This is a genomic window from Sporosarcina soli, from assembly GCF_042655805.1.
In the GTDB taxonomy this organism is placed as follows: Bacteria; Bacillota; Bacilli; order Bacillales_A; family Planococcaceae; genus Sporosarcina; species Sporosarcina soli.
The window spans coordinates 306,204-329,758 of sequence record NZ_JBHSNO010000007.1 but is presented as its reverse complement, the minus strand read 5'-3'; the positions used below and the strand labels follow the sequence as shown (position 1 = coordinate 329,758).

33 protein-coding genes are annotated in these 23,555 nt (G+C 44.5%); 2 read left to right on the top strand and 31 right to left on the bottom strand.

Translation table 11 applies throughout. The features are described from left to right. Positions 1–79 precede the first annotated feature (79 nt). The 8 genes from ACFPRA_RS15305 to kynU all read right to left on the bottom strand — a co-directional run bounded on the left by ACFPRA_RS15305 (position 80) and on the right by kynU (position 8,447). Positions 80–2,539 carry a beta-glucosidase gene (locus tag ACFPRA_RS15305; RefSeq protein ID WP_381436408.1) on the bottom strand — a complete coding sequence of 820 codons (2,460 nt, stop codon included), beginning with the start codon at positions 2,537–2,539 and terminating at the stop codon, positions 80–82. Positions 2,540–3,082: 543 nt separating this feature from the next. Then, positions 3,083–3,145, bottom strand: a complete 63-nt coding sequence (locus ACFPRA_RS15300; RefSeq protein ID WP_381436473.1) for a hypothetical protein — start codon at positions 3,143–3,145, stop codon at positions 3,083–3,085. Further along, positions 3,145–3,333 (bottom strand): hypothetical protein, encoded by a 189-nt coding sequence (locus ACFPRA_RS15295; RefSeq protein WP_381436406.1) that lies wholly within the window; start codon positions 3,331–3,333, stop codon positions 3,145–3,147. Before ACFPRA_RS15295 ends, ACFPRA_RS15300 begins: the two co-directional genes overlap by 1 nt. Next, on the bottom strand, positions 3,330–3,566 hold the full coding sequence (locus ACFPRA_RS15290; RefSeq protein ID WP_381436403.1) for a hypothetical protein: 237 nt from the start codon (positions 3,564–3,566) through the stop codon (positions 3,330–3,332). The genes ACFPRA_RS15295 and ACFPRA_RS15290 overlap by 4 nt, the downstream gene beginning before the upstream one ends. 146 nt (positions 3,567–3,712) lie before the next feature. Beyond that, positions 3,713–4,345, bottom strand: coding sequence for an arylformamidase (kynB, locus tag ACFPRA_RS15285; protein WP_381436400.1), 633 nt, complete (start codon positions 4,343–4,345; stop codon positions 3,713–3,715). Positions 4,346–4,358: 13 nt separating this feature from the next. Then, positions 4,359–5,729 (bottom strand): sodium-dependent transporter, encoded by a 1,371-nt coding sequence (locus ACFPRA_RS15280; protein WP_381436397.1) that lies wholly within the window; start codon positions 5,727–5,729, stop codon positions 4,359–4,361. A 65-nt stretch (positions 5,730–5,794) separates the two neighbouring features. After that, positions 5,795–6,649, bottom strand: a complete 855-nt coding sequence (gene kynA / locus ACFPRA_RS15275; protein ID WP_381436395.1) for a tryptophan 2,3-dioxygenase — start codon at positions 6,647–6,649, stop codon at positions 5,795–5,797. A 514-nt stretch (positions 6,650–7,163) separates the two neighbouring features. Next, positions 7,164–8,447: a kynureninase gene (gene kynU / locus ACFPRA_RS15270; RefSeq protein WP_381436392.1), complete on the bottom strand. Its 1,284-nt coding sequence runs from the start codon at positions 8,445–8,447 to the stop codon at positions 7,164–7,166. Positions 8,448–8,843: 396 nt separating this feature from the next. Between kynU and ACFPRA_RS15265 the strand changes: the two genes are divergently transcribed. Both ACFPRA_RS15265 and ACFPRA_RS15260 read left to right on the top strand, forming a co-directional pair. Beyond that, entirely contained in the window at positions 8,844–9,458 is a 615-nt protein-coding gene (locus tag ACFPRA_RS15265) for a TetR/AcrR family transcriptional regulator (RefSeq protein WP_381436390.1), read from the top strand. A 259-nt stretch (positions 9,459–9,717) separates the two neighbouring features. Beyond that, on the top strand, positions 9,718–9,924 hold the full coding sequence (locus ACFPRA_RS15260; protein ID WP_381436470.1) for a tyrosine-type recombinase/integrase: 207 nt from the start codon (positions 9,718–9,720) through the stop codon (positions 9,922–9,924). An 87-nt stretch (positions 9,925–10,011) separates the two neighbouring features. Here ACFPRA_RS15260 and rpsI read toward each other — a convergent pair whose 3' ends face one another. The 23 genes from rpsI to rplX form a co-directional block, all read right to left on the bottom strand. Further along, positions 10,012–10,404 (bottom strand): 30S ribosomal protein S9, encoded by a 393-nt coding sequence (rpsI, locus tag ACFPRA_RS15255; RefSeq protein WP_239390253.1) that lies wholly within the window; start codon positions 10,402–10,404, stop codon positions 10,012–10,014. Positions 10,405–10,423: 19 nt separating this feature from the next. Then, positions 10,424–10,861 (bottom strand): 50S ribosomal protein L13, encoded by a 438-nt coding sequence (gene rplM / locus ACFPRA_RS15250; RefSeq protein WP_381436386.1) that lies wholly within the window; start codon positions 10,859–10,861, stop codon positions 10,424–10,426. Between the two features lie 172 nt (positions 10,862–11,033). Further along, positions 11,034–11,777, bottom strand: a complete 744-nt coding sequence (gene truA, locus ACFPRA_RS15245; protein ID WP_381436383.1) for a tRNA pseudouridine(38-40) synthase TruA — start codon at positions 11,775–11,777, stop codon at positions 11,034–11,036. A gap of 12 nt (positions 11,778–11,789) precedes the next feature. Then, a complete protein-coding gene (locus ACFPRA_RS15240) occupies positions 11,790–12,587 on the bottom strand; it encodes an energy-coupling factor transporter transmembrane component T family protein (protein WP_381436380.1) in 798 nt (265 codons plus the stop codon). Further along, positions 12,587–13,456, bottom strand: a complete 870-nt coding sequence (locus ACFPRA_RS15235; protein WP_381436376.1) for an energy-coupling factor ABC transporter ATP-binding protein — start codon at positions 13,454–13,456, stop codon at positions 12,587–12,589. Before ACFPRA_RS15235 ends, ACFPRA_RS15240 begins: the two co-directional genes overlap by 1 nt. Beyond that, entirely contained in the window at positions 13,432–14,277 is an 846-nt protein-coding gene (locus ACFPRA_RS15230; protein ID WP_381436373.1) for an energy-coupling factor ABC transporter ATP-binding protein, read from the bottom strand. Before ACFPRA_RS15230 ends, ACFPRA_RS15235 begins: the two co-directional genes overlap by 25 nt. Before the next feature lie 510 nt (positions 14,278–14,787). Next, a complete protein-coding gene (gene rplQ / locus ACFPRA_RS15225; protein ID WP_239390247.1) occupies positions 14,788–15,168 on the bottom strand; it encodes a 50S ribosomal protein L17 in 381 nt (126 codons plus the stop codon). A 33-nt stretch (positions 15,169–15,201) separates the two neighbouring features. Continuing rightward, on the bottom strand, positions 15,202–16,146 hold the full coding sequence (locus ACFPRA_RS15220) for a DNA-directed RNA polymerase subunit alpha (protein WP_381436369.1): 945 nt from the start codon (positions 16,144–16,146) through the stop codon (positions 15,202–15,204). A gap of 136 nt (positions 16,147–16,282) precedes the next feature. Further along, on the bottom strand, positions 16,283–16,672 hold the full coding sequence (gene rpsK, locus ACFPRA_RS15215) for a 30S ribosomal protein S11 (protein WP_239390245.1): 390 nt from the start codon (positions 16,670–16,672) through the stop codon (positions 16,283–16,285). Positions 16,673–16,697: 25 nt separating this feature from the next. Then, entirely contained in the window at positions 16,698–17,063 is a 366-nt protein-coding gene (rpsM, locus tag ACFPRA_RS15210) for a 30S ribosomal protein S13 (RefSeq protein ID WP_381436366.1), read from the bottom strand. A gap of 24 nt (positions 17,064–17,087) precedes the next feature. Then, the gene (gene rpmJ, locus ACFPRA_RS15205) at positions 17,088–17,201 is read right to left on the bottom strand and encodes a 50S ribosomal protein L36 (protein ID WP_084212378.1); all 114 of its coding nucleotides are present in this window, start codon (positions 17,199–17,201) and stop codon (positions 17,088–17,090) included. A 38-nt stretch (positions 17,202–17,239) separates the two neighbouring features. Further along, positions 17,240–17,458, bottom strand: coding sequence for a translation initiation factor IF-1 (infA, locus tag ACFPRA_RS15200; protein ID WP_060203457.1), 219 nt, complete (start codon positions 17,456–17,458; stop codon positions 17,240–17,242). Positions 17,459–17,883: 425 nt separating this feature from the next. Next, complete coding sequence (locus ACFPRA_RS15195; protein WP_239390243.1) at positions 17,884–18,537, bottom strand: adenylate kinase; 654 nt, start codon at positions 18,535–18,537, stop codon at positions 17,884–17,886. A 50-nt stretch (positions 18,538–18,587) separates the two neighbouring features. Continuing rightward, positions 18,588–19,880 carry a preprotein translocase subunit SecY gene (secY, locus tag ACFPRA_RS15190; protein WP_381436362.1) on the bottom strand — a complete coding sequence of 431 codons (1,293 nt, stop codon included), beginning with the start codon at positions 19,878–19,880 and terminating at the stop codon, positions 18,588–18,590. Beyond that, positions 19,880–20,320: a 50S ribosomal protein L15 gene (rplO, locus tag ACFPRA_RS15185; protein ID WP_381436360.1), complete on the bottom strand. Its 441-nt coding sequence runs from the start codon at positions 20,318–20,320 to the stop codon at positions 19,880–19,882. The genes secY and rplO overlap by 1 nt, the downstream gene beginning before the upstream one ends. A gap of 32 nt (positions 20,321–20,352) precedes the next feature. Further along, positions 20,353–20,535, bottom strand: a complete 183-nt coding sequence (rpmD, locus tag ACFPRA_RS15180) for a 50S ribosomal protein L30 (RefSeq protein WP_381436357.1) — start codon at positions 20,533–20,535, stop codon at positions 20,353–20,355. A gap of 13 nt (positions 20,536–20,548) precedes the next feature. Continuing rightward, positions 20,549–21,049: a 30S ribosomal protein S5 gene (gene rpsE, locus ACFPRA_RS15175; RefSeq protein ID WP_381436354.1), complete on the bottom strand. Its 501-nt coding sequence runs from the start codon at positions 21,047–21,049 to the stop codon at positions 20,549–20,551. Between the two features lie 22 nt (positions 21,050–21,071). Next, a complete protein-coding gene (rplR, locus tag ACFPRA_RS15170) occupies positions 21,072–21,434 on the bottom strand; it encodes a 50S ribosomal protein L18 (RefSeq protein WP_381436350.1) in 363 nt (120 codons plus the stop codon). Between the two features lie 34 nt (positions 21,435–21,468). Continuing rightward, the gene (rplF, locus tag ACFPRA_RS15165) at positions 21,469–22,008 is read right to left on the bottom strand and encodes a 50S ribosomal protein L6 (RefSeq protein ID WP_381436347.1); all 540 of its coding nucleotides are present in this window, start codon (positions 22,006–22,008) and stop codon (positions 21,469–21,471) included. A 30-nt stretch (positions 22,009–22,038) separates the two neighbouring features. After that, a complete protein-coding gene (gene rpsH / locus ACFPRA_RS15160; RefSeq protein WP_239390236.1) occupies positions 22,039–22,437 on the bottom strand; it encodes a 30S ribosomal protein S8 in 399 nt (132 codons plus the stop codon). 30 nt (positions 22,438–22,467) lie between these two features. Continuing rightward, positions 22,468–22,653, bottom strand: a complete 186-nt coding sequence (gene rpsN, locus ACFPRA_RS15155) for a 30S ribosomal protein S14 (RefSeq protein WP_007085277.1) — start codon at positions 22,651–22,653, stop codon at positions 22,468–22,470. 19 nt (positions 22,654–22,672) lie between these two features. After that, entirely contained in the window at positions 22,673–23,212 is a 540-nt protein-coding gene (gene rplE, locus ACFPRA_RS15150) for a 50S ribosomal protein L5 (RefSeq protein ID WP_381436341.1), read from the bottom strand. Positions 23,213–23,238: 26 nt separating this feature from the next. Further along, complete coding sequence (gene rplX / locus ACFPRA_RS15145) at positions 23,239–23,550, bottom strand: 50S ribosomal protein L24 (RefSeq protein WP_239390234.1); 312 nt, start codon at positions 23,548–23,550, stop codon at positions 23,239–23,241. Between the last annotated feature and the right edge of the window lie 5 nt (positions 23,551–23,555).

The window sequence follows — 23,555 nt, the reverse complement described above, 5'->3', positions numbered from 1 at the left end:
TGCCTCGGCGCTCCCTTAACAGGTCGCCGACATCATCCCATGGTAAGGGGGGTTAGAATTCCCCTTGCCATTGGTATTATCATTGGCTTTTGCCATTGTTGTTGCCTTTATTGCCTTTGTTATTCTTGTCCTTGCTAATTTTAAAGTTCATCGGGACATCCTTTTCAAGCGGAGTGTCTGCTGAGGAACCACCGACATGCACGCGGTACTTACCGTCAGCAGTTGCCCACTCGCCGCCAGCCCAGTTCGCCAGGTTGTCTGGGTCTTCCGGAATGAAATAGGAGAACGGGTGGTTAGAGTCTGCATGGTTAATACGCACAGTCACTCGCTTGCTCTCACCAGGCTCAAGGTAAACCTTCTCGAAGTTGACAAGTCGCTTAGCCGGCTGCCCCGCCTCGTTTGGTAGGGTCAGATAGACTTGTGCCGCTTCTTTCCCCGCAACATCACCTGTGTTCGTGATCGTGAAGGACACGTCCATGCCAGACAACGAGCCGTTGTTACCTTTGCCTTCACCACGGACTTTCTTGACTTTAAGATCGCCATACTCGAAAGTCGTGTACGACAGGCCATATCCGAATGGGAAGACCGGCTTCACGTTGTTTGCCTCGTACCAGCGGTAGCCCATCGCGAGGCCCTCTTTGTACTGAGCAATTAGCTGATCGGAACCGTCGCCATACGCGCCTGGACCACCTATCTTGCCAGTGTCTTGACGAGTTCCAGGGTACTGCTCCTCGGTCGCGTAGGCCGCCTCACGCTCGGTAGCACCGAATGTCATTGGTAACTTACCGGAAGGATTGACCTTACCGTAGAGCAAGTTAGCGACTGCATTGCCATCCTCCATGCCCGGGAACCACGCCTCGAGGACTGCAGGGACTCTATCCAGCCATGGCATGAGTACCATACCGGATGTCTTCAATACCACAGCGGTGTTCTCCGCGTTGGCCTCCAGGACCGCATCGATCAGCGGCTCTTGCTTCACCCAGTCCTTTCGTTCCGGGTTCGTGTCGAGGTCGATGGCTGGGAAGCCAAGAGTCTTGCGGTCCACTGTCTCATGCGGGTTGTCGCCGATCATGAGAAGTACGACGTCGGACTCAGCGGCCAGCTTGGCAGCAGCCTCCGGGTCACGGCCATCGTTGTACGTCACTTTTGTGTTGTATCCTAGCTCCTTGATGACGTTCTCTAGACCCTTCTGTGGTGTAACCGTGTAAGGAGTCACGACGTTCTCGTTGTTGTCCCGAATGGAACGTGGGGACATCTTGGCCTCGCCAGCGAACCATTCAACACCGATTAGCGCGATTGATTTCGGCTCGCCGTTCAGTGGCAGGAAGCCGTTATCGTTCTTCAACAGCACGGAGCCTTCCTCGGCCATTTTCCGTGCGCTTGCGCCGTTAGCCATCGGATCAACGATTTCCGGCATGAACTTGTCGAAAGGTTCATCCATGTGGCCAAACTCGATCATTTTGATGTACCGCGGACGAAGTAGATTGTCGATGTCGTCCTCAGTCACCTGACCTGAGTCTAGGGCCTCTTGGATCTTCTCTTGAGTGTAATACTGTGGTGCCCAGTCTAGCTCGACATTCGTGCCCGCCTTGATGGCAGATACTGTGTCGTGAATCGCGCGACGGTCACTCATGACGTAACCGTTAAAGCCCCATTTGTCGCGCAGGGCATGTTGGAGCAGTTCAGAACTGTCACATGCATAGGTTCCGTTGACATCCGGGAACGAGCACATCACAGAGGCTGGGTCAGCATCCTTGACAGTCATCTCGAATGGCAACATATACAGCTCGTTCATTGCCTGTGACGGAACTTGTACGCCCATCGTCCAACGCTCAGTTTCCTGCTCATTACCAGCCAAGTGCTTAAGCTGGGCTTGTACGCCTTGGTCCTGAATTCCCTTGACTTGCTCAGTCGCCAGTGTACCCGTTAAGTACGGGTCCTCACTGAAGTACTCATAGTTCCGACCATTATATGGATGGCGCACAAGGTTCATGCCCGGTCCTAGCAACACGTGATGCGCAAAGGCCCGTGTCTCTTCACCAAGGATTCGACCAGCCTCATAGTTCAATTCACGATTGAAAGTCGCAGCCATAGCCAAAGTGGACGGTAGGCCTGTCGCTTCCGGATCATTTCCACATGAACCGCCCTTCACGCCCGTACCACCGTTTGTCATACGAATTGTAGGGATGCCCAGGTCCTCAATCCCACGAATTTGTCGGCCGGTATCCTGCCACTCACATCCAGGCAGGGTACCCTGAGGCGCGAATTCGCCGTTCATATACTTGCTAGTACCGCCTCTTTTGATGACAACCGTCTCACCTTTGTCATTCTCATTGAAGCGCGAAATAGCGATTTGCTGGATCTTCTGTTCCATCGTCATTTCATCGAGAAGCAGCTCGGTACGTTCCTCAGCAGAAAGCTGAGTGTTCATCCAAGGTTTTATTCCTTCTGTTTTACTGTCCATTGCATTAGCGGAATTACCTAACGCAGACATAAATATTAATGCTGTTAAAAAAATTGAACCAATTCGTTTTTTCATCCTAAACAATCCCTGACCTCTCTCATGCATTTAGTTATCAATTAGTATTGAAACAATCTATTTTTCATTTTGCTCTCTCCCTTGCTGACTAATTAGGTATCTTAGTATAAAGAGAAATTATTACACGCGGATAATCAGTTGATTACAAATCAATAACAAAAAACACGAGATTAGTAACACTCCCAAAGTCCCGAAAGTGTTCAAACACTGTATCAATCAGTGTTTTCTCAAATAACCAATCGAAACAAATAAATTTAAATGTTATATTCAAATTATTATTTTTACGATCTGCTTCCCCAAAAAGTAGATCGTTACTTTCTCCACAGAGTTCTCAACACTTTCAGCAAACTAAACAATACCTTCAAAGAACTTATCAACGTTTCGACCAAACTAATCAACATTCATCCAATTTCACAACACTCTCCACAGAGTTCTCAACATTCCCGGCAAACTGTCCTACACTTCAGACATACTTATCATCGCTGCTCCATTTTCCACAACAAAAACCCTCTTCCAAAATGGAAAAGGGTTTGATACGAAAAATTAACGTTTCGAGAATTGTGGTGAACGACTAGCGCCTTTAAGACCGTATTTTTTACGTTCTATTATTCTGTAGAATGTTGTCCATGTTTCTGAATAAAAGAAATTTGACCCGCATGAACACCTGTATAATACATCAGTCTTCCGATTGCTTCTAGCGGTGTTGATAGCCCCATTCGTGAGTCAACACCAATATGCCACGGTTCCTCAGACAATGCTTTCATCGCCTCTTCAAGATCAGGTTGCATATTCACCCAAAGTCTACTGGAGTCGGTTTGGTAGAGGTAGGTACGCCAGTAGGAGTTATTTTGAGTAAATGTAACATCTCTGTTAACGTTACAGATGTCTTGATCACTCGTTCCGGGATATCAGCTGGAAATTGACTAAGTGCTTCATCCACAGTGGCTTGGTCAATGCCGCCATTATCTAAGCGATAAGACAATATACGTTTCGGTTTGCGCCGTCCCAGTTGTTTCATTCTCCGCATTGTTCATCTCCTTGTCAGTTGAGAAATTAACAACAATTGCATGAGCATTGACAACGTTCACGGGACAATTTTTCTGGTTAAAAAACTTATACTTTCTGACCCTATAAAAAAGAGACACCTCAGATAAGGTGTCTACATCACTTTTTTCAATCTAATGGTCGAACGACTGCACGCACGGGGCTCCCATCTGCCCCTTCGATCGCGAGTGGCAATGCAATTAGCTCATAATTACCAGGTTCAACATGCCCAAGCATCACGTTTTCTAAAATATGGACATCACTTCTGTGAAGCGAATGATGCGCACTTACCACTTTACACTCTGCTGGGTCTACCGACGGAACATCTACGCCAAGCAACCGAATCCCTTTTTCTTGTAAAAATGGACCGATATCCTCTCGCAAATAAGTGAAGTTTTCCGGAAATACGCTCGGATCTACTTCAGTCATCGTACGCAGCAGTAACCGCGTAATGCCCTTCAACTGAAACTGTTCCAACTCCTGTCTTCCCACACTTTCATAACCAGTCACATCAATGATACGCGCAGGCCCTACATAGATATTGACATCTAATTCATGAATCTTTTTGCCAGCATTATCAAAATGAAAGGGGGCATCCACATGCGTTCCTGTATGCAGACTTGTCGTGATTTTGCCAATATTGACAGAGCCCGTCTGCTCTTTCGAATAAGTTACTTCATAAGAAAAGGGGGTGTCTCCTGCCCAAGTAGCAATCGTATTCGTCAACGGTTGCGAAATATCAATCCATTTCCGTTCCTGCATCTACTGTCATCCCCTATCCAACAATCATATTCCAAAGGTATTCCAAAATGCCAAGCGTATTCAAGAACACCAGACCAATTGTAAGTGGTACAACCCACTTCATTAAAAACGACCATGCTGAAAACAAAGCAGGCGATACTTTACTACTAAGGTGGAACTCTTCTTTGACAATCACTTGATCCATTTTACGCATAATGAATATTGCAATTAACAAACTACCGAATGGCAACATCATGTTACTCACTAGATAATCCGTTGCATCAAATATACTTTTACCGAATAGTTCTACTCCTGCAAGATTACTTGAAGAAAGTGCTGCTGGAATCGCTGCGATAAAGATCACTAAACCTGTTAACCAAGTAGCCGATTTACGTGACCACTTCCCATTAGCCGTTAGTGCCGCAACAATAATTTCGTATAGACTGAACGACGATGTTAACGTTGCAAAAAGGAATAACAATAAGAATAGACATAGGAACAAACCGCCAAATGGCAACTGTCCAAAAACGGAAGGTAGAACCATAAATAACAAGCCTGGCCCTTCTGCCGGTTCAAAACCAAATGCAAAGACTACCGGGAAAATTGCAAGTCCTGCCAATAATGATACGAAAATATTTAAACTGACAACTGTAGTAGCCGAAGATGTTAAACTGACATCTTTCTTTAAATACGAACTATATGTAACCATACAAGAAAATCCAACCGCTAACGAGAAGAACGACTGTCCTAATGCATATAAGATTGATTGTCCCGTTATATTCGAAAAGTCAGGAGCTAGGAAAAACTTAACTCCTTCCATTGCGCCTTCAAGTGTCAACGAACGGACAACTAGAATGATAAAGAAGATGAACAAAAGCGGCATCATATATTTATTCGCTTTTTCAATCCCATTTTGCACTCCCGAAGAAATAACGAGCACATTCGCAAGTGTAAAAATTAATAATCCCAATAATGTTATCCAGGGAGAACCTGTAATTGCTCCAAATAATTCTGGATAATTGGCTCCCTCACTAATAAGTTTACCGGGGATCGACAAACCACTATATATAAGAACCCATCCACCTACAACACTATAAAAAGATAATAACAAGAAACAACCAACGACGCCTAGTCTGCCTACCCACACCCATAAACTATCCGGCGCGAGTTTTTTATAAGCGCTAATCGCTTCTTTTCCCGCTCCTCTTCCAATAATAAACTCAGAAATGAGCATCGGAAGTCCGATTAATATCGTAAACGCAACAAAGATAAGGAAAAATGCTCCCCCACCACTCATTCCAGTGACATATGGAAACTTCCATATTGCCCCTAGTCCGATAGCTGCCCCTGCCGAAGATAAGATAAAACCTAGCTTCGATGACCATTGATCTTTTCTTTCATTCATCACATTTCCCCCATTTCACCGCTATTTTTGGTCGCCAGAATCCCCCAAAATCTGGCGACACAGTCTTATAATTTTGTCCGTAAATCCCAGAGTTCAGGGAAGAATCGGTGATCCAATACTTGTTTCAAATAATTAACGCCCGAAGAACCACCAGTTCCTACTTTGAAACCAATAATCCGTTCGACCGTTTTCATATGACGGAAGCGCCATTGTTGTAACCAATCTTCTACATCCACTAGCTTTTCAGCGAGCTGATACAGTTCCCAGTACTTATCTACATTGCGATAAACTTCTTCCCATGCAGCAGCAACCGTCGGATCACCCGCATACGTTTGTGAATAATCACGGGTTAGTAAGTCCGGATTAATCGCAAATCCTGCACGCGAAAGTGCTTGTATTGCAACATCATAAATACTCGGTGCATGGTAAGCTTTTTCTAGCATTTCATGAACAGCGGGATCTTTTTCGTAAATTTTAAGAATATGTGCCGTCTTATAACCTAAAGCAAATTCAATCAGTCGGTATTGATACGATTGGAAACCAGATGCTTTCCCTAAATCATCGCGGAACTCTAAATACTCGGCAGGTGTCATCGTTGATAACACATCCCATGCTTGAATAATTTGCGACTGAATCTTCGTAACACGCGCCAGCATTTTAAAGGCAGACTGCATTTGTCCTTCGTTAATCGCTTTAATGGCTGCTGTCATCTCATGTAGTGTCAGTTTCATCCACAGCTCACTCACTTGGTGAATGACGATAAACAACATTTCATCATGATGGCCTGAAAGTCTATTCTGACTAGATAGAATACTATCCAAGCTTAAATACTCGCCATAGGTCATATTATCCTTAAAATCTGTGTGGATATTTTTTTCTGCTTCAAGCTTCTTATGAAGATCTGCTATTGATTTTGACATGTTGTTTCCTCCTTCAAAATGTAAAATACACAATTCTTGTCAAATAATTTTTTTACTTTGAGAAATACTGGAAGCGCTTTCAATATTAACGAATTGCATTTTCCAATCATACCGAACAAAGCAATCCAAGGCTAGCATCAAAATAAGTCCGAGACTAGCCCAGATCCCTTCTAATTTATCCCGCATTAACGGGCAGTATGACTCCCACCTCAAGACTTAAGTAAAACGATAAGGATAGGTGGGAGATCAACTGCCAATCGAACAGCGAAGGGTTCGATTGGCCGTATTTCTGCGCTCTTTGCAGAAATTAAGGCACTTACAGAACGCCGTCAACTTAAGTTGCCTTCCTTCAGCGAATAGTTTGGACATCCGTTAAAGGAAGATAAAAGCCCGATTGGTTCGGGCCAACACGATGTTGGTCACACAAGCGTTGTCACAGGACGTGACGCTTTTAGCTTGTGTTCCCCTCAATCAGTGGGGGATGGGGAAAACCCCCACTGATTGAAGTTTCACTTTATGCTACAACGTCGCGTTTATTTTCAAATTTCTTGTATTGCTCTTCTTTCATAATCTTTCTCAAGATTTGAACCGTCTCCCATACTTCTTCAAACGTATTGTAAAGAGCTACAGGAGCTAGACGAATTCCGTTAGGTGTACGGAAATCAGGAATAACATTGTTTTCCTTCAACGCCTTACAAATTCTAGCTGCTTCTTTATGTTCAAGGTAAATATGTCCACCTCTTGCTGCATCTTCCCGTGGATTTGCAACAATAAATTCATATTCACTTAATTCGGCATCGATCAATGTCATTAAATAATTCGTCAATTGTAGTGACTGTTTGCGAATCTTCTCTATACCTACCTCATTGAAAAGGTCTAATGAGCCTAGAAGTGGAGCTAAGCTAAGTACATGAGGTGTTCCCATTTGATAAGCCCCCGCATCCGGCGCCGCCTTTAACGTATGCTCCATATCAAACTGCTTATCCTTTTTTGAACTGAACCAGCCAGCAAGTCCTGGGCATGTTCCAAAATGCCTCTTATTAACATATAAGCCACCAACAGAGCCAGGTCCGCCATTTAAGTGTTTATATGTACACCAGAACGCGAAATCCACATCCCAATCGCTTAGCGAATGAGGAATTGAGCCCACAGAATGACATAAGTCAAAGCCGATTAGAATGCCACGGTTATGTGCTTCTGCTGTCAATCGTTTCATATCTAAAAGCTGTCCGCTACGATATAACACACTTGGTAAGACAATTAACGCAATATCATCTGTCATTGCCTCGATAATATCCTCTTCTTGGAGAGTATTGCCATCTCGGCTTTTCACTTGAACAAGATGCTCTTCTGGGGCATAGCCATGTAATTGCAATTGGCTTTTCAGCGCATATATATCCGTTGGGAAATTTAACTCATCTGCTAATATTTTCGTTTTCTTGCCTTCAGGCTTGTAAAAAGTAGCCACTAGCTGATGTAAGTTTATCGTCGTAGAACCTGTCACAATCGTCTCTTCTGGCTCTGCTCCGATAAGTGGAGCATTCCCTTTGCCTAATTTCTCGGATAAGTAAAACCAAGGATGATCTCCATTTGTCCATCCGTCAATCCCATACTTTTTCCAGGAATCCACTAGTTGCAACAGTGTTGATTCTGCCCGTTTGGATAGCAATCCTAGGGAGTTCCCATCAAAATAAATAACACCCGGTTGAATATAAAATTCATCGCGATACATTTTCAACTCGTTTTGTTGATCAAGTTTTTGTGCATACTCTTTTGTTAACTGTTCTTGTACTACCACTTTTGACCACCCCTTCGCCGCCGAATTTTCAGTATATTGATACTATAGCAGGATATATGACTAATAGTCAATGACACAATGTCAGCGAATGGGTAATTGCCGGAATTATTTTTATAAGATAAACTATACGATAATGAAATCCGTGACATCCACTGGAAGCTTTATCTTTGTTCAGCGGGCAGTTGAACACCTGCTAAACAAGAAATAAAAACGCATTTATCTCGCCACCTATAGAGATGGGAGTCATCTGTATCTGACACTTCGCTTCCAGTACAAAAAGATTTGCTAAATAAAGTACATCGATCATATGGTTTGCATCTAACTTCCAAGCAACAAGGATTGTTGAGAAAGATTTTTTCATTCAACATCATAGAAACACTGAAAGGATGAATAAAAGTGAATAAGACGGAACACCTTTCAAAACGGCAACTTCAAGCATTACAAACAAGAGAAAATCTTTTGAACGCTGGCCGCATCATATTCTTAGAAAAAGGATTCCAAAAAGCAACCATGACACAAATTAATGAGCTTGCAAAAACAGGCTATGGCACAGCCTATTTATATTTCCGCAATAAAGATGAGTTATTCACTGCGTTAATGGAAAATATTATGAAGAAGATGTATGAGGTGGCAGACCGCCCTTTTCAACCTCAAACAAAGCAAGAAGCCTATGCACAAATTAAGGAACAAACGCGTCTTTTTTTACAATTGGCTTTGGAAGAAAAAGAAATGATGCAAGCAATTAATGAAGCAACTGGGGTCTCAGAAATTGTCCGTGAAAAGTGGAATCAAATACGCTTACGCTTCATTACTGCAATAACGAAAGATATCACACAGGTGCAACAGAGCGGCTTGGCAAGAAAAAAAGTAAATACAGTCCTAATAGCGAAAGGCTGGTTTTATATGAATGAACAACTAATGTGGGATCTGGTACTCAACGCAATTACCGATGACATTAACGATATTGCGGAAACGATCACTGACTTGTATACTGGAGGACTTTATAAATAGACATATCGACTCTTCAAAACGATACAAACGCCTGACAATCCATCCCCATTTGGGTAATTGTCAAGCGTTTGTATTTTTGATCCTCAATAAAAATTGTCCGGCTCCGCACGGCCAAAAGGGGATAATCGACATAGACGACAGGACTTTGTCCATCTTACTAGAATTGCAAGAACCTCAAAAAAGATTACGCAAAAATAGAACTAAATTATCAGACAGCAAAAGAATCTGTATTCACCCGTTTCGATACTGAGGAAGAAAAATAAAATATCTTAACTTTTCTAAGATTACAGTTCACAGCTTTAGGCATACTCTTGCTTTACTTTTATTAGAAGTAGGAGCCCCAATTAAAACTGTGCAAGCACAATTAGGACATAAAGACATTCAAACAACAGGAACGTCTACACATGTTTCAGAATCTGTGAAAGAAAAAACAACTAAGTTGCTTCATGATTATATTCAATTTTAAGCAAAGGGTAGTCAATTCAGTTTTCGACATCAAAAAACCCCTTCCCGATTCTTTCGGGAAGAGGCTGTAAACGTTGATATGAAAATATTAACGTTTTGAGAATTGTGGTGCACGACGAGCGCCTTTAAGACCGTATTTTTTACGTTCTTTCATACGAGCGTCACGTGTAAGTAGTCCTGCAGATTTCAATGTTGGACGGAAATCTGGGTCTACGTTAAGAAGTGCACGTGCAACGCCGTGACGGATTGCGCCTGCTTGTCCAGTGTAACCGCCACCGTGGACGTTTACGTGGATGTCGTAGCTTCCAAGAGTTTCTGTTGCAACGAGTGGTTGTTTGATCACTTCGCGAAGTGTTTCAAATGGTACGTAGTCTTCTACGTCACGGTTGTTGATGACAATTTTGCCTTCTCCAGGAACGAGACGTACACGAGCTACTGAACTTTTACGACGGCCAGTGCCGAGATATTGTACTTGTGCCAAAGGTGTTTCCTCCTCTTAATTATCCGCGAAGCGCGTATGCTTCCGGTTTTTGTGCCGCATGCGGATGTTCCGCTCCAGCGTATACGTGAAGTTTCTTGAATGTTTGACGACCTAAAGGACCTTTTGGAAGCATTCCTTTAACCGCAAGTTCAAGCATTTTAGTTGGGTAGTTTGTACGCATTTCTAGCGCTGTACGTTGTTTGATGCCGCCAGTGTAACCTGAGTGACGGTAGTAGATTTTGTCTTTCAATTTGTTACCTGTAAGCTCGATTTTTTCAGCGTTGATGATGATCACGTGATCACCTGTGTCAACGTGTGGTGTAAACGTCGGTTTATGTTTGCCGCGTAAAAGTGCTGCAACTTCAGAAGCAAGACGACCAAGCGTCTGTCCTTCAGCGTCGACAACGAGCCATTTACGCTCTACTTCGTGACCTTTAGCCATGAATGTTGTACGCATGTTTTTTATCCTCCTAAATGAATATCAAATCTGTTCCGTTTTCTCTATCCCTAAACACAATTAACCTTCCGGGGCTTATTTGTGGGGTTATTGAAATACCATTATTCATCTTATAGTGAATTCCACAATAAGTCAAGTGAAATCCGCAAAAACACCAGGAAAAGTTGCCACGTCAGTCATAGGTGACGCTATCTAGGTACAAACCGTGTGCTGGCGCGGTTTTACCGGCTTTTTTACGGTCGCAGGATTCGAGTATTTTTTGAATATCGGCCGGGGTGTTCCACCCGATTCCGACAGCTAGCAACATGCCGGCAATCGTCCGGACCATGTTGTATAAAAACCCGTCGCCTTCGATCGTCATGATGAGCAAGTGACCTTGTTTTTCCAGCGTCAGCTGCCTCACTGTCCTCACTTTGTTGGACGTGGCAGTCTTCGATGAACAGAAACTCGTGAAATCATGCGTTCCGATAATCTGCTCAGCTGCCTCCCTCATCAATTGGACATCCGGACGCCACCTGCCGAGATGAACCGCGTAATTACGCTCGAACGGGCTTTGCACTTCACTGTACGACCATTTAAAGATATACGTTTTTCCTGTAGCAGAGTAGCGAGCATGGAACGACTCATCGACGTACTCCGCACCGACGACCCGAATATCTTTTGGCAATAACACATTGAGGGCCATGATCCAGCGATCCGCCGGCAATGACAGAGGCGTATCAAAGTGAATGACCTGCCCATTCGCGTGAACGCCGGCATCTGTGCGGCCGCTCGCTACCGAATAGATGCTTTTATCCTTATGGACTTTCACCAATGCTTTATCGATTTCGGACTGGACGGTGCGTATACCTGGCTGAAATTGGTATCCCGCAAAATTCGTACCGTCATAAGCAACGGTCGCTTTGACACGCTTCAATTCCAATTCCTCCTATCCCCTAAACAGGACGAGAATAGCGGCGAGAACAACGAAGAGGCCCATCGTCACCGTGTCGCGCCAATGCCACTTCAATTGCCGGTACCTCGTTCTTCCTTCGCCGCCTCGATAGCCGCGGACTTCCATGGCGACAGCCAAATCTTCCGCACGCTTGAAGGCACTGACAAAGAGGGGGACGAGCAGCGGGATGACTGCACGTATCCGCTGTTTGATGGAGCCGGTGCTAATATCCGACCCCCTTGCCAATTGCGCCTTCAAAATCTTATCGGTTTCATCCATCAACGTCGGGATGAAACGAAGAGAAATCGACATCATCAACGCCAGTTCATGGACGGGCAATTTAAAGCGTTTGAACGGCCCCAACAGATCCTCAATCCCATCCGTGATAGCGATCGGCGATGTCGTCAGTGTCAGCACGGACGTCATCAGCACCAATACGAGAAAGCGGATGGAAATGAAGATCCCTTGCTTTAACCCTTCCTCGTAAATTTTGATGAACTTCCAATCAAGTAAAAGTGCTCCTTCTTTCGTGAAAAAGATGTGCATCAAAAATGTAAAGGCGATTAAAAATAAGATCGGTTTCAATCCGTTGATCAGAAAGTACAGACGGATACGGGAACTGTAAATGACAAGCAACGTAAACCCTAAAAGAATCGCATACGTCACTGTATTATTCGCCAGAAAGACTGCAATAATAAATAGAAAAACGAAGGATAACTTCGAACGCGGGTCAAGCTGATGGACAAACGAGTTTCCCGGTATGAAACGACCGAATATCATTTTTTCTAACATTAGTGGCCCTCCCCTTCCGAGGCAGCCTGTACGATCGCTTGTGCAAGTTGCTCTTCCGTCAACGCCAATCCTGGGAGCGGACGTCCGATCAGCTTCTCTATATCACGCTGGAACTTCACAGAACGCGGCAAACCAAGTCTGTAAGTGGAAAGCTTGTCCTCATCCCCAAACACATCCTGAGGCGTCCCAGACATGACAGAGCGACCGCCATGCATCACGATGATATGTTCCGCATACCGGGCGGCATCCTCCATGCTATGCGTCACAAGAATGGTCGTCAGCCCCTCTTCCACATGCAAACGATGGAAGAGCTCCATAATCTCTTGCCGTCCTCGCGGATCCAATCCGGCAGTCGGTTCGTCCAAGACGAGGACAGACGGCTTGAACGCCAGGACACCCGCAATGGCAACGCGCCGCATTTGCCCGCCTGAAAGATCGAATGGCGACTTCTGTGCGACTTCTGGCGGCAACCCTAACAGCTCAATCAATTCATGCGCACGACGTCTCGCTTCTTCCTCAGGCACTCCGAAGTTCATCGGTCCGAACATAATATCCTTTTCCACTGTCTCCTCGAATAGCTGATGTTCAGGAAACTGGAAGACGATACCGACATGACGACGGACGTCTTTCAAGCCTTTCGCTTTCGTATCGGCAGAAATCACCGTATCACCAATTCGAATCTTGCCTTCTGAAGGCTTCAATAAGCCATTCAAATGCATCAGTAAGGTTGACTTCCCTGAACCGGTGTGACCGATGATCGCGGCATAGGAGCCCGAACGGATCGTGGCATCGACACCTTGCAATGCCCTTTTCTCAAAAGGCGTATCTTTTCCGTATAAGTACCCTACTTGCTGAAGTGAGATGTCCATAGCTCATTCACCAACTCTTCTTCTGTCATATGCTCCCCGTCAAATGCCATCCCATATTCCCGTAACAACCCGGATACTTTCAAGGCAAACGGCAAATCAAGACCAATAGCTTCCAATTCCTTGCCCCGAGCAAAAACTTGCGTCGGGGTGCCAATGGTAAGCACCTTTCCTTGATTCATCACAATGATGCGATCGGCCAACAAAACCTCTTCAAGATCATGGGTAATGGAAATGACCGTCAAACCCGTCTTACGTTTCAAGTCCGCAACGACCTGGATGACCTCATCTCGTCCTTGTGGATCGAGCATGGAAGTCGCTTCATCCAAGATCAGCAATTGTGGCTGTAATGCCAGTGCACCCGCAATGGCGACGCGCTGCTTCTGTCCACCTGAGAGGTGGTGAGGCTCCTGATCGAGGAAGTCACTCATTTTAACTTGCGCAAGCGCATTATGGACACGGGTCACCATTTCCTCAAAAGGTACGCCGTTGTTTTCCAATGAAAAAGCGACATCATCCTGGACAGTTGAACCGACAAACTGATTATCCGGGTTTTGAAACACAATCCCCAGCCGCGAACGAAGCTCCCACAAATTCTCTTGTGTAAGCCTTTCAAGGAATAGATTGATATTCCCTTGTTCCGGAAACAATAAACCGATCATCAATTTCGCCAGTGTCGACTTACCCGAACCGTTATGGCCAACAATCGCAATCCATTCACCTTCGTGCACGGTGAAGGACACATCGTCCACAGCCTTTTTCGATTCACCGCCATCCAACTGATAAGAATAAGATACACCATCCAACGACAGGATTTCTTTCATGCCTACCACCTCCGGCTATATAAGGGATATGTATACTACGAAAGATCCCTTGCATAATAGCAAGGAATCCTTTATCTTCATTCAATTGAATTTTAAAATTACGCCTCGGCGTAATTGCATCCACATTTTTTTCGAGCTTGTTCGAAAAGCTCATCTAAAAATCTGTGACATCCGCCGTAGGCTTTATTTTCATTCAGCGGGCGTTTCTCCCGCTGAATGAAAATAAAAAAAGCGCGCACCTCATCCAAAGAAATGCGCTCATATCTATATCTGATGCCGGGTGCTCAATCCGGCACAGCGGATGAGGTACGTAGAGCTAGACCTGACGGGAACACCGCCGATCATCACACTCAGCTTTTCAAGTTGTCGTATAAATCATAGTACAAAAGGGGTGCCATAACCGCACCCCTTGAAGAAAGCAATTATGCCTCGGTCTAGATTCAAATTGTGAATCAACTACCGGAGACCTTAATTTTATGTAGCAGGGGGTTCGTCCCCTGCTACATAAAATTAAACAAGTTCAATTACGACGACAGGTGCACCGTCACCGCGACGAGGTCCCATTTTCATGATACGTGTGTATCCACCTTGACGCTCAGCGTAGCGTGGAGCAACGTTATCAAACAATTTTTGGATTGCAAAGATTTCTTTCTCGTTGCCTTCTTCGTCCGTAGTCGTAACGAGTTCACGACGGATGAATTGTGCCACTTGACGACGTGCATGCAAGTCCCCGCGCTTTCCAAGCGTGATCATCTTCTCAACAACTGAACGCAATTCTTTCGCACGCGCTTCTGTTGTTTGAATACGCTCATGTACGATAAGGTCAGTCGCTAGGTCGCGAAGCATCGCTTTACGTTGTGAACTTGTACGTCCAAGTTTTCTGTATCCCATAGAAGTTTCCCTCCTTCAATCTTAAAAATTAGCTCAATCTTCCGTGCGTAACTCTAAGTTAAGCTCGTCCAACTTCGCTTTCACTTCTTCAAGTGATTTGCGGCCAAGATTTCGCACTTTCATCATTTCTTCCTCAGACTTGTTTGCAAGTTCGAGTACGGTATTGATGCCTGCACGTTTCAAGCAGTTATAAGAACGAACCGAAAGGTCTAGTTCCTCAATCGTCATCTCAAGGACTTTCTCTTTTTGGTCTTCCTCTTTTTCCACCATGATTTCTGCAGTTTGTGCTTCGTCTGTCATGCCGACAAAAATGTTCAAGTGTTCCGTCAGGATTTTCGCCCCGAGTGAAACAGCTTCTTTTGGACCGATACTACCATCTGTCCCAATATCAAGTGTTAACTTATCAAAATTTGTTAATTGACCAACACGAGTGTTTTCCACTTGGAAGTTAACGCGTGTAACTGGAGTGTAAATAGAGTCAATCGGAATAACACCAATCGCAAGATCCTCACGTTTGTTCTGATCAGAAGGTGCATAACCTCGACCACGTACTGCATACATACGCATGCGTAAGTGTCCGTTTTTACCAAGGGTGGCAATAGGTAGTTCCGGATTCAATACTTCTACGTCACTATCATGTGTAATATCCGCAGCCGTTACTGTCCCTTCGCCTTTCACGTCTATCTCAATTACTTTTTCTTCATCTGAATAGATTTTGAGAGCCAGTTGCTTCACGTTCAAAATAATTGTCGCAACGTCTTCAACGACGCCTTCAATTGTTGAAAACTCATGAAGTACTCCATCAATTTGAATAGATGTTACAGCTGCTCCAGGCAATGAAGATAGAAGAATGCGGCGTAAGGAATTCCCTAATGTGTTTCCATATCCACGCTCAAGTGGTTCGATGATAAACTTACCGAACTTGGAATCTTCGCTGATCATAACTGTTTCAATCTTCGGTTTCTCAATCTCGATCATTTACTTACCCTCCTTCAAAACGTCGAATGGTTTGGCCGTTCCATATTGAAATCGATTTGTTACAGACGGCAAATTGCAATCGCACAATTCATTTTTGACAAAAATTGTGTTTCTCAATCAAATGGAGTACAAGCCATTATACACGACGGCGTTTCGGCGGGCGGCATCCGTTATGCGGAACCGGAGTAACGTCTCTGATTGCAGTGACCTCAAGACCTGCTGCTTGTAGCGAACGAATCGCTGCTTCACGTCCAGCACCTGGACCTTTAACAGTAACTTCCAACGTTTTCAAACCGTGTTCCATAGATGCTTTTGCAGCTGTTTCAGCCGCCATTTGTGCAGCAAATGGAGTCGATTTACGAGAACCTCTGAAACCAAGTGCACCTGCACTTGACCATGATAATGCATTCCCCTGCATGTCAGTGATTGTTACAATTGTGTTGTTGAACGTCGAACGGATATGTGCAACACCGGATTCAATATTCTTTTTCACACGACGTTTACGAGTTTGTTGTTTACGTGCCATGTTAAGAAGATACCTCCTTTACCTATTATTTTTTCTTGTTCGCGACTGTCCGTTTAGGACCTTTACGAGTACGGGCATTGTTTTTCGTGTTTTGACCACGAACAGGCAAGCCACGACGGTGACGGATACCACGGAAGCTTCCGATTTCCATCAAACGTTTGATGTTTAGTGAAGTTTCACGACGAAGATCCCCTTCGACTTTCAATCCGTCAATCTCTTCACGGATTTTGTCAAGTTCAACATCCGTAAGATCACGAACGCGAGTTTCTTCAGATACTCCAGCTGCAGTTAACACTTTTTGAGCAGTTGTTTTTCCGATACCGAAAATGTAAGTTAGAGAAATTACAACGCGCTTATCGCGCGGAACGTCTACACCAGCAATACGTGCCATATAGATTGTGCACCTCCTTCAGAATTAGCCTTGTCTTTGTTTATGTTTTGGATTTTCACAGATTACCATTACACGGCCGCGTCTGCGAATAATTTTACATTTTTCGCAGATCGGTTTTACAGATGGTCTTACTTTCATCTTACCCAACCTCCTTCAATATTCCGGAGTGCAAAAGTTTATTTAAAACGGTATGTGATACGACCACGCGTCAAATCGTAAGGTGAAAGTTCCATTGTCACTTTGTCGCCAGGCAGGATGCGGATAAAGTGCATACGAATTTTGCCAGATACATGCGCAAGAATCGTATGGCCGTTCTCCAGCTCTACTTTGAACATCGCGTTTGGCAACGTTTCGACTACAGTTCCTTCAACTTCAATTACATCGTCTTTCGCCATCAATCCTGTCTCCCTTCTATATCCAATAAAGGTTCTCACCATCGAGCGGCAGCTGTCGCCGTTAAAGCTTCCTTCAACATATGTCCGGATTGCATGAGTGATGTTTGAAAGACGTCTGTCACATTTCGTTTCCCTTTAGTCAGTCCCCGACTACTTGTTGCGGAAAATCGCGCCGGAATGGATACGACTGTCCAGATTGCCGTGGATGAGTTCCCAGTTGCGTTATCCAGTTCCTTCTACAAAATACATACTATCAGCAAATAGAGAAGTATGCATTTCATAAGAATTGGAACTTTACGCCCGCTGAACTCCGATCAGTTCCTATACCGGGCATCATATGCTTTTGCAGCTCGTTGAAACGTTCTTTCCGTGCAGCAATACTATACTACCCAAAAAAGGCAAATATTATCTATGCCCGAAAAGGCTTACTGACCGCTTTCCTTCAGGATAACGTCCAGTTCCTTAAAAACGTCTTCGATGTCTTGTTGACCATCGATATTTGCCAACACACCTTTAGCATCGTAAAACGCCAATAATGGTGCTGTTTGGTTCATATTTACTTCCAGACGGTTTGTGACAGTTTCCGGATTGTCATCCGCTCGCTGATAAAGTTCTCCGCCATCCTTATCACATTTGCCTTCAACCTTTGGCGGGTTGAACTGCAAATGGTAGGATGTTCCGCATACTTTACAGATGCGGCGGCCTGTCAGCCTTGCGACTAGTTCGTCTTTCTCGACTTGGATGTTAAGCACATGCTCAATTTTTCTCCCCATCTCAGCCAACAGTGCATCAAGTGCTTCAGCCTGTGGTACTGTACGTGGAAATCCATCGAGTAAAAAACCTTTTTCGCAATCGGATTTGCTTAACCGTTCACGGACGATGCCGATTGTAACTTCATCAGGAACAAGTGCACCTTGATCCATGAACGATTTTGCTTTGACTCCAAGTTCCGTACCTTCTTGGATAGCGGCACGGAACATATCGCCTGTAGAAATATGAGGGATTTCGTACTTCTCGACAATTCTGTCTGCCTGCGTACCTTTACCGGCACCTGGCAAACCCATTAATACGATATTCATACGTTTTGCCCTCCCTATATTCTTATTCGAATCACGACAAGTCGCGATTCTTACTTCATAAAGCCTTTATAATGCCTTTTCACCAATTGTGCTTCAAGTTGTTTCATCGTTTCCAGAGCAACCCCGACAACGATGATCAAGCTCGTTCCGCCAATTTGCAGCGACTGTGGTAGATTGGCGAAATTGATGAAGAAAATCGGCATGACTGCCACTGTAGCGAGGAAGATCGCCCCTACAAATGTCAGTCTATATAAAGTGCTCGTCAAATAGCTTTGTGTATTCGCCCCTGGGCGGATGCCCGGGATATATGCGCCTTGTTTTTTCAGGTTATCCGCGATGTTCTCTGGATTCACTTGAATGAATGCATAGAAATACGTGAATGCGATGATCAGTGCCAAGTAGAAGGCCATTCCAACGGGTTGCGTATAGTCGAAAACCTTTGTAATGGTCGCTGTCACACTGTTCGTTCCGAAAAAGGTCGCTATCGATTGCGGTGTAATGAAAAATGCTGAAGCAAAGATTACCGGAATAACCCCTGCAGCATTAAGTTTCAATGGTAGATGTGTCTGTTGTCCGCCAGTCGATTGACCACGGCCTGTGACACGTTTCGCATATTGGATCGGAATTTTCCGCAGTGCTTCTTGCACATAGATCACTCCGACAGTAACCGCAATGATCACAAGAAGCAATAAGAGCATAATCGCAAGTTTAATAAACAATGCGTCTCCCGCGCCTTGGATCTGAGTTGCGTAAAGTTGGTTGACCGCATTCGGGATCGCTGCGACGATACCGGCAAAAATAATGATGGAGATACCATTCCCCACACCTTTAGCCGTGATCTGTTCACCGAGCCACAGAAGAAATGCAGTTCCTGCCGTCAATACGATCGCGATAACCACATATGTCGAAACACCTTCGCTCTTTATCAGTTGACCATCATACATCCGGTTGAAACCAAATGACATGGCGATCGCTTGGATAAACGCTAGGATTATTGTGAAATACCTTGTGAACTGAGCAAGTTTCCGTCTTCCGACATCCCCTTGTTTTGCCCATTCGGTAAATTTAGGAACGACATCCATCTGCAATAATTGCACGATGATGGAGGCAGTGATATAAGGCATGATGCCCATCGCCAAAATCGAGAAGTTGGAAAGCGCACCGCCGCCAAATACATTCAGTAAGCCAATAAGATTATTATCGGTTTGCTGGAGTGCAGTAGCATCAACGTTCGGTACCGGAACGAATGTCCCTATGCGAAAAACGATGAGCACAAGCAAAGTGAAGAAAATTTTAGACCTTATATCTCGAACGCGCATAAAGTTGGAGATCGTCTGAAACATTAAACCACCTCGGTTTGCCCGCCCGCTTTCTCAATTGCTTCCTTCGCAGAAGCGGAGAATTTGTGAGCTTTGACAGTAATCTTTTTCTCAAGAGTTCCGTTACCAAGAATCTTAATTCCGGATTTAGCGTTGCTCACGATACCAGTTTCAATTAGCAATTCAGGTGTCACTTCAGTACCTTCGTCAAAACGGTTCAGTGTATCAAGGTTTACGATTGCATACTCCTTGCGGTTAATGTTCGTAAATCCACGTTTAGGAAGTCGTTGGAAAAGTGGAATTTGACCACCCTCGAATCCAAGACGTACACCGCCGCCAGAACGTGAGTTTTGACCATCATGACCTCTACCGGAAGTTTTACCATGGCCAGAACCAGTTCCGCGTCCAACACGTTTGCGTTGTTTACGAGCACCTTCTGCTGGTTTCATTGTGTGTAATTTCATCTCATTGGCACCTCCTTATTCAAAAATTGCTATTATTGTTCGTTAACTGTAACCAGATGGCTCACTTTGTTGATCATGCCACGGATTGCAACATTATCTTGGTGTTCAACTGTCTGATTCAATTTACGTAGTCCAAGTGCTTCAACTGTTTTACGTTGTGCCGGCTTAGAGCCGATCACACTTTTAGTAAGGGTGATTTCCAGTTTGTTCGCCATTGTGTTTCCCCCCTTAACCTAGCAGTTCTTCTACGGATTTACCGCGCAATTTAGCTACATCTTCAGCGCGTTTCAAACTCTTCAATCCTTCGATTGTTGCACGAACCATGTTGATTGGTGTGCTTGATCCGAGGGATTTAGAAAGGATATCCGTGATACCTGCAAGTTCAAGTACCGCACGAACTGGTCCTCCCGCAATAACTCCAGTACCAGGCGCTGCTGGTTTGATAAGGATTTGACCTGCACCAAAACGTCCAAGTACTTCGTGTGGAGTCGTTCCTTTGACCATTGGTACAACGATCAAATTCTTCTTCGCATCTTCGATTGCTTTACGGATCGCATCTGGAACTTCTTGTGCTTTCCCAGTACCGAAACCGACACGACCGTTTTTGTCTCCGACAACGACGAGAGCAGTGAAGCGGAAACGACGTCCACCTTTCACAACTTTCGCTACGCGATTGATCGTTACTACGCGCTCTTCGAATTCACTTTTATTTTGATCATTACGACGCATGAAATATGTCCCTCCTTCTTAATTAAAATTCCAGACCGTTTTCACGTGCTGCGTCCGCAAGAGCTTTCACACGGCCGTGAAATAGGTAACCGCCACGGTCGAATACAACCGACTTAACGTCCTTTTCAACAGCTTTTTTCGCGATCATCTCGCCGACTTTTGCTGCTGCTGCAGTGTCTGCTTTGGAATCAGCGTTGAAGTCTTTATCCATAGTAGAAGCACTTACAATCGTTACGGCATTCGCATCGTCGATCAATTGTGCATAGATATGCTTGTTTGAACGGAATACGTTAAGACGTGGACGAGCTGCAGTTCCGCTAATTTTCGTACGTACACGCGCATGGCGTTTTTTACGAGTAGCGTTCTTATCTTGTTTCGTGATCATCGTGGTCACTCCTTCCGGGATGCCTTAAGCGGCATTATTTACCTGTTTTACCTTCTTTACGACGTACTTGTTCGCCTTCGTAGCGAATCCCTTTGCCTTTATACGGCTCTGGTGGGCGTACTTGTCGGATGTTCGATGCAAGTGCACCTACACGTTCTTTGTTGATACCACGCACGATCACTTTTGTGTTCGCAGGTACTTCAACTTCCACTCCTTCTTCTGGAGTGAATTCGACCGGGTGAGAATAACCTACGTTCAATACAAGTTTCTTACCTTGAAGCTGCGCACGGTAACCTACCCCTACAAGTTCAAGCGTTTTTTCGAAACCTTTTGAAACGCCTGTTACCATATTATCGAGAAGTGAACGTGTTGTTCCATGAATGGAACGGTGTTCTTTGGATTCAGAAGGACGGATCAAAGTGATCACATTGCCCTCCTGCTCGATTTTAATATCCGAGTTAAATGTGTTTGTAAGTTCGCCTTTCGGCCCTTTTACAGTGACGAAGTTGTCATCAGAAACTGTTACCGTCACGTTTTCAGGTACCTCAATCGGCTTTTTGCCAATACGGGACATTCAATTGCACCTCCATTCATTTGTTACAAATTACCAGACGTATGCGACTACTTCTCCGCCTACTTGTTTAGCGCGTGCTTCCTTGTCAGTCAAAACACCGTTTGATGTGGAAACGAGGGCTATGCCAAGACCGTTCAAAACTTTAGGCACTTCGTTCGTTTTAGCATAAACGCGAAGACCTGGTTTTGAAATACGTTTAAGACCTGTGATAACACGTTCGTTGTCTTGACCATATTTAAGGAAAATACGGATGATACCTTGTTTGTTATCTTCCACGTATTCAACATCGCGGACGAAACCTTCACGTTTCAAGATTTCTGCGATTTGTTTTTTCATGTTTGAAGCAGGTACTTCAAGCTTCTCGTGACGAACCATGTTCGCGTTACGGATGCGTGTAAGCATATCTGCAATCGGATCACTCATTGTCATTCCATTTACCTCCTTCCCAAATTTAGGGGATTACCAGCTGGCTTTTTTAACGCCAGGAATTTGTCCCTTGTATGCTAGTTCACGGAAACAAATACGGCAAAGCTTGAATTTACGATATACGGAATGCGGACGTCCACAACGCTCGCAGCGTGTGTACTCCTGCACTTTAAACTTTGGCGTACGTTGTTGTTTAGCGATCATTGATTTTTTAGCCACGTTTTCGCCTCCCTCTTATTTACTTTTGGAACGGCATGCCGAACTGCGTTAGTAACTCACGTGCTTCTTCATCAGAGTTTGCAGTCGTAACGATGACGATATCCATACCGCGAATTTTAGAAACTTTATCGTAGTCGATTTCAGGGAAAATAAGTTGTTCCTTCACACCAAGTGTGTAGTTACCGCGACCATCGAATGCTTTTTTAGAAACACCACGGAAGTCACGTACACGAGGTAATGAAACCGAGATTAGTTTATCAAGGAATTCATACATACGCTCGCCGCGTAGTGTAACTTTCGTTCCGATAGGCATACCTTCACGGAGACGGAATCCTGCGATTGATTTTTTCGCTTTTGTAATAACCGGTTTTTGACCAGAAATGATTGATAGATCTTCCACTGCCGCATCGAGTGCTTTCGTGTTTTGGACAGCATCGCCAACACCCATGTTGATGACGATTTTCTCCACTTTAGGGACTTGCATTACAGATGTATATTCAAACTTGCCCATGAGAGCAGGTGTGATTTCATTATTGAACTTTTCTTTTAAACGGCTCATCTAGTGGACCTCCTTTCATTCGTCACTTATTTGTCCAGGTTTTCACCGGATTTTTTAGCAACACGAATTTTTTTGCCATCTTCGATCTTGTATCCTACACGAGTCGGCTCGCCTGTCTTAGGATCGATCACCATGACATTTGATACATGGATAGATGCCTCTTGGCTAACGATACCGCCTTGGGGATTATCCTGATTTGGTTTCGTATGTTTCTTGACGATGTTGACACCTTCAACAAGCACACGGTCCTTTTTAGGGTAAGCAGTTAGGATCACGCCAGTTTTACCTTTGTCTTTACCTGTGATTACCATAACTTTATCGCCTTTTTTTACATGCATTCTGT